Here is a 4,514-nt window from a genome sequence, read left to right as displayed (position 1 = left end):
GCGTCCGGAGCAGGGCGAGCTCCACTCCAAATTGCATTTTGGAGTGGAAAATACGCTGTCAAATGCAAGAGCTAGACCCGCGCCCAGCTTAAGTTGTACAGAAGGGGTCACATAATTGTTACTCCTAACGAGCAGTAGGGTTTGGAGGAGCTGTTGTGTTGCTCTTATATAGGGGCTGTTGAGACGCTTGTGGGTCTCAGCCCGATGTTGAGTGCACTAGGGGGCAAGCTCTATGGGCTCCTGTACTACTTTTGCACTGTCGATTAACTGGACATAGACAGTGAGAGGAGAAACATTTTACCCAAAGTGTCCTGCAAGTCAGCCTTTGATCCGCTTGCCGTAGAGCTTTTACGGCTCGTCGTAGAGCCCGATGGTGAGCGACTCTCCGTCCCAGCGGGCGTAGGAGTTGTAGTGGATCCAGTCGCCGAGGATGATGCAGCGACGGTCGTTGGGGAGCGAGAGGTTGAGCAGCAGATGACGGTGACCATATATATAATAGTCTATCTCGGGGTGCTGCGGGATTAGTTCTTTGGTGTACTGCACGAGCCACTCGTCTCGCTCCACATTCATCTGCGGGTTGTAGCCTGGTCGTGAGGGATCGTTGGCAGCTCGCATTTGTCGCAGACGATTGCGGTAAGCCCACCGCTGAGCGAAGCCAACGGTCCAGCGTGGATGGATAGCGGCGTAGAGACGCCTTGCGAGTTGACTTTCGAAAGTGCCAAAGAGCCAGCGCTCTTTCTTATAGCGCAGGGCGTACTCCCGATGTCCGTGTGACAGGCGGAAGGTGCGTCCTTTGAGCTGACAGACGATGGTGTCGCGATGTACGATGACGCCGAGCTCTTTCTCAAAGTAATCGGTGAGCCAGAGGTCGTGATTGCCCATGATATAGTGCACCTCAATCCCTTGCTCCACGAGATCTGCCAAAGCGGCGAGGAAGCGTACCGCCCCCCTCGGCACGACATACTTGTAGTCAAACCAGTAGTCGAGCATATCGCCTAGCAGGTAGACTGCCTCGGCATCGTCCGCTATGGAGCGGAGCCAGGCGACGAGTCGTAGTTCAGCACGCCTAGGGTCGTCGTGGTAGGGCGACCCTAGGTGTGCATCGGATAGGAAGTATATAGCTCCCATAGTTTAGGGTATGAGCTAGGCTTTGCCCTAGAGGAATCCCAGCTCCAGCTGTGCCTCCTCAGACATCATGGAGCTATCCCACGGTGGGTCGAAGGTGAGCTCGATGTCACAGCGCTTGACGCCCTTGATGCTCTCGACCTTGATCTGTACATCCTGCAGGATGAAGTCTGCGGCCGGGCAATTGGGCGCTGTGAGCGTCATAGTGATCACCACCTTGGCCCCTTCGTCCTGTATATCCACGTTGTAGATGAGTCCTAGGTCGTAGATATTGACAGGGATCTCAGGGTCGTAGACGGTGCGGAGCATCTTGACGATCTGCTCCTCTAGTTGTAGTGTCTCCATAGGCAGATTACTTAACAAGGTTCATCTCGTCGAGCAGACGCTGGCAATGACCGTACTTGTCGACGAGCATGAGGAGATAACGGATGTCTAGGATAATGCTTCGCTGGTAGTTGGGCAGGTACTCGATGTCGCCACCGACACCCTCCCAGTTGCGGTCGAAGTTGAGCCCGATAAGGCGTCCCTTGCCGTCGAAGACAGGGCTACCTGAGTTACCACCCGTTGTGTGGGTCGTAGCGCAGAAGTTGACAGGCATCTCGCCATTCGGTAGTGCATAGACGCCGTAATCCTTTTGCTTGTAGATCTCTTTGATTCGATCAGGCAGGGCAAACTCCCAGCTCTTGGGGTCTTCCTTTTCCATCACACCCGTGAGGGTAGTCTGATGACCGTAGTAGACGTTGTCGCGAGGAGCGTAGCCACGCACATTGCCGTAGGTAAAGCGGAGCGTCAGGTTGGCATCGGGCCACACCTTGCGCGCGCCCTGCATATCCATCATGCCACGCACGTAGTCTCTGTGAGCCAGCTTGATCGGATCGTCGTAGGCAGCCTGCTGCTCACGCATCTGGACGAAGAGATTGATGGTCGAGACGGCAAACTGCGTCATCGGATCGTTCATGAGTTGCTCACGTGACGGAGTCTTGAGGAAAGCCTCGAAGCGTGCTGGATCGGCAAAGATTGAGCTGTCGAAGAGATGAGTCACGTAAGCCTGCACGGAACCATACTGAGCCACACCTTCACGAAGAGCTGCGGGCCAGTGCGCCTCATCGATGCGTTCGGTGTAGCGCTGCAGGAGTACCGTTGCTACCTCTTTGTCGACCGCTGGGTCGTAGTCCTTATTATAGAAGGCAGCGTAGCCACTACGCAAGTCGCTGATGATCTCCTCGCGCACCTTCGGATCGCTCCACTGCTGGAGTTTCTTGCCGTCGGCTAACGGTATCTGGAGAAACTCGATCGGTGTCAAGATACCCTCCATCAGGTACCACTGCACACGACGAGCCTCACGGCGCGCAGCGACACAGTCGGCAATCGTTTGGATAGCCTTCGTCACCTCGGGGCGCTTGTTTGCCTTAGCCCATTGCGCCAGTTCATCTTGCTGCGCACGCTTGGTCGCCTGTAGGTTGCGGGTTCGGATCGCCCAGTTGGCACCTTGAGCGCGCTTGTAGCCATTTTGCGAGTAAGCGTACTTAGCTGCGTACTGGATATTGACCTTCTCGTCAGCGAGCATACGACGCAGCATCACCTCCTGACGTAGACCACGCATCTCGATACGTATGTTGTTGTCAATCTCAGACCACTCGTCCACCTGCGCCTCGGTGAAGAAGTGATTGGTCGTACCAGGGAAGCCCATGATCAGCGCAAAGTCATCACGCTGTACGCCCGAAGTAGAGACCGCTGCGAAGCGCTCTGGCTTGTAAGGCACGTTGTCGGCGCTGTAGTCGGCGGGGTTATTGTTCTTGTCCACATAGACACGGAAGATGGAGAAGTCTCCCGTGTGGCGAGGCCACATCCAGTTGTCCGTGTCGGAGCCATACTTGCCGATAGCGCTGGGCGGAGCTGCTACGAGACGCACGTCGGTGAAGACCTTCTTTGTAAAGAGGTAGTAGCGGTTGCCCCCGTAGAAAGGCTTTAGCTCGTAACGAATGCCAGGTTGCCGCATCGCTGCCTCGCCTACGATGGCGGGGATCATCTTGGTGAGCGTCGCAATGGAGAAAGCTGCCATCGGATCCTTCTTATAGGGAGACTGCTTCAGCAATTTGTTCACTTGGTCGGTCACGTTGGTGATCTTGTCAATGGAGATCACCTCTAGTCCAGGACAGGGGAGCTCCTCACGCATAGACTGTGTCCAGATGCCGTCGCGTAGGTAGTTATGCTCTACGGCTGAGTGGCTCTGTATCTGGTCGTAGCCACAGTGGTGGTTGGTTAGGACCAACCCTTGGTTCGAGACGAAGACGCCAGAGCAGCCTCCGTCAAACATCACGACTGCCCGCTGTAAGCAGGGACCATCAGGATTGTATATCTCATCCACGGGGATCTGTAGCCCCTTAGCCCGGAGCTCATCAGCGTGGTCTGCCATCTGCTCCAGTAGCCACATACCGCCATCGGCTAGTGCGACAGCCGAGAGGGTGAGACTGGCCAACAGGAGCAGGAGTACTCTTCTTAGGTGAGTTGTCATAAGTAGTTCTCTTTATATAGTGTATTATTGATTCTCTTAGAAGGTGGGTAGTGGCGCTGGCTCTTGCGCTAGCATAGCGTTGTAGTAGCGGATGTCACCCGTCACCTCACGCCCTAGCCAAGAGGGCAATGCTGGGCAATCCGTCGGGCTCGTCAGCTCCACCTCTGCCATGACTAAGCCTTCTAACCTTCCGCCGAAGCGGTCTACCTCCCATACGAAGCCTTCGTAAGGCACGTAGTAGCGCACCTTCTCTAAGCAACTGCTAGCGCACTGGCTCAGCATCTCCTCCGCATCAGCGACGGGGATCGGGTACTCCCACTCGGAGCGAACCAGCCCGTCTGCGGATGAGTCCCCCTTGATAGTGAGTCGTGCCTCCTCGTCGATGATGCGCACCCGCACGGTCACCCGCTCATCTACCGTTAGGTAGCCCTGGCGGATATGGCGGTGGTGAGACGCCTCTCGGAGGTAGTCGTCACGACAGACAAGGTACTTGCGCTCGATCTCTAGCATAGGGTCCAAAAGCTACGATATCGTCACCTCAATAGCGCCCATCGGGAAGCCATCAAACGTAACATCTCGATACTGCACCATCGGGTAGTCCTGCTCGATGCGGTTGATGATGAGCTGATGCAGGACACCCTGACCAGCGCCATGGATGAAGATCACCTTGCTGCCACGGCGCTCCAGACGCTTGTCCAGCTCACGGCGAAAGTTCTTCAACTGATAGAGCAGCACCTCGTGCGGTGTCATCCCCGTAGCATTTGGGAGGATTCGCTCTGCCTCCAGTCCCACCTTCTCGATGGTTTGCTCGGGAGCTGCGAGAGCAGGCTGTGGAGCCACTGTAGGTTCAGGTTGCTTACGCTCAGACTGAGGC

At 55.9% G+C, this 4,514-nt stretch carries 4 protein-coding genes and 1 pseudogene; all 5 read right to left on the bottom strand.

Translation table 11 applies throughout. The features are described 5' to 3' along the window. Positions 1–348: 348 nt before the first annotated feature. Positions 349–1,128, bottom strand: a complete 780-nt coding sequence (locus tag Q0X57_RS07700) for a UDP-2,3-diacylglucosamine diphosphatase (protein WP_297729843.1) — start codon at positions 1,126–1,128, stop codon at positions 349–351. A gap of 27 nt (positions 1,129–1,155) precedes the next feature. Further along, entirely contained in the window at positions 1,156–1,470 is a 315-nt protein-coding gene (locus Q0X57_RS07695) for an iron-sulfur cluster assembly protein (protein ID WP_007365604.1), read from the bottom strand. 7 nt (positions 1,471–1,477) lie between these two features. Further along, complete coding sequence (locus tag Q0X57_RS07690; RefSeq protein ID WP_297729840.1) at positions 1,478–3,640, bottom strand: S46 family peptidase; 2,163 nt, start codon at positions 3,638–3,640, stop codon at positions 1,478–1,480. 36 nt (positions 3,641–3,676) lie between these two features. Further along, positions 3,677–4,150: a CYTH domain-containing protein gene (locus tag Q0X57_RS07685; protein ID WP_297729838.1), complete on the bottom strand. Its 474-nt coding sequence runs from the start codon at positions 4,148–4,150 to the stop codon at positions 3,677–3,679. 12 nt (positions 4,151–4,162) lie between these two features. Then, positions 4,163–4,514: pseudogene (locus Q0X57_RS07680) on the bottom strand (DUF2027 domain-containing protein); the annotation flags it as partial.

Source organism: uncultured Porphyromonas sp. (assembly GCF_947254915.1).
In the GTDB taxonomy this organism is placed as follows: Bacteria; Bacteroidota; Bacteroidia; order Bacteroidales; family Porphyromonadaceae; genus Porphyromonas.
The sequence above is the reverse complement of the archived record's forward strand: the minus strand, read 5'-3'. Positions and strand labels throughout refer to the sequence as shown.

What these genes read in the sequence shown, in the direction of transcription:
- Q0X57_RS07700 (WP_297729843.1), bottom strand. Translation starts at nt 1,128, where the DNA reads ATGGGAGCTATATACTTCCTATCCGATGCACACCTAGGGTCGCCCTAC.
- Q0X57_RS07690 (WP_297729840.1), bottom strand. Translation starts at nt 3,640, where the DNA reads ATGACAACTCACCTAAGAAGAGTACTCCTGCTCCTGTTGGCCAGTCTC.
- Q0X57_RS07695 (WP_007365604.1), bottom strand. Translation starts at nt 1,470, where the DNA reads ATGGAGACACTACAACTAGAGGAGCAGATCGTCAAGATGCTCCGCACC.
- Q0X57_RS07685 (WP_297729838.1), bottom strand. Translation starts at nt 4,150, where the DNA reads ATGCTAGAGATCGAGCGCAAGTACCTTGTCTGTCGTGACGACTACCTC.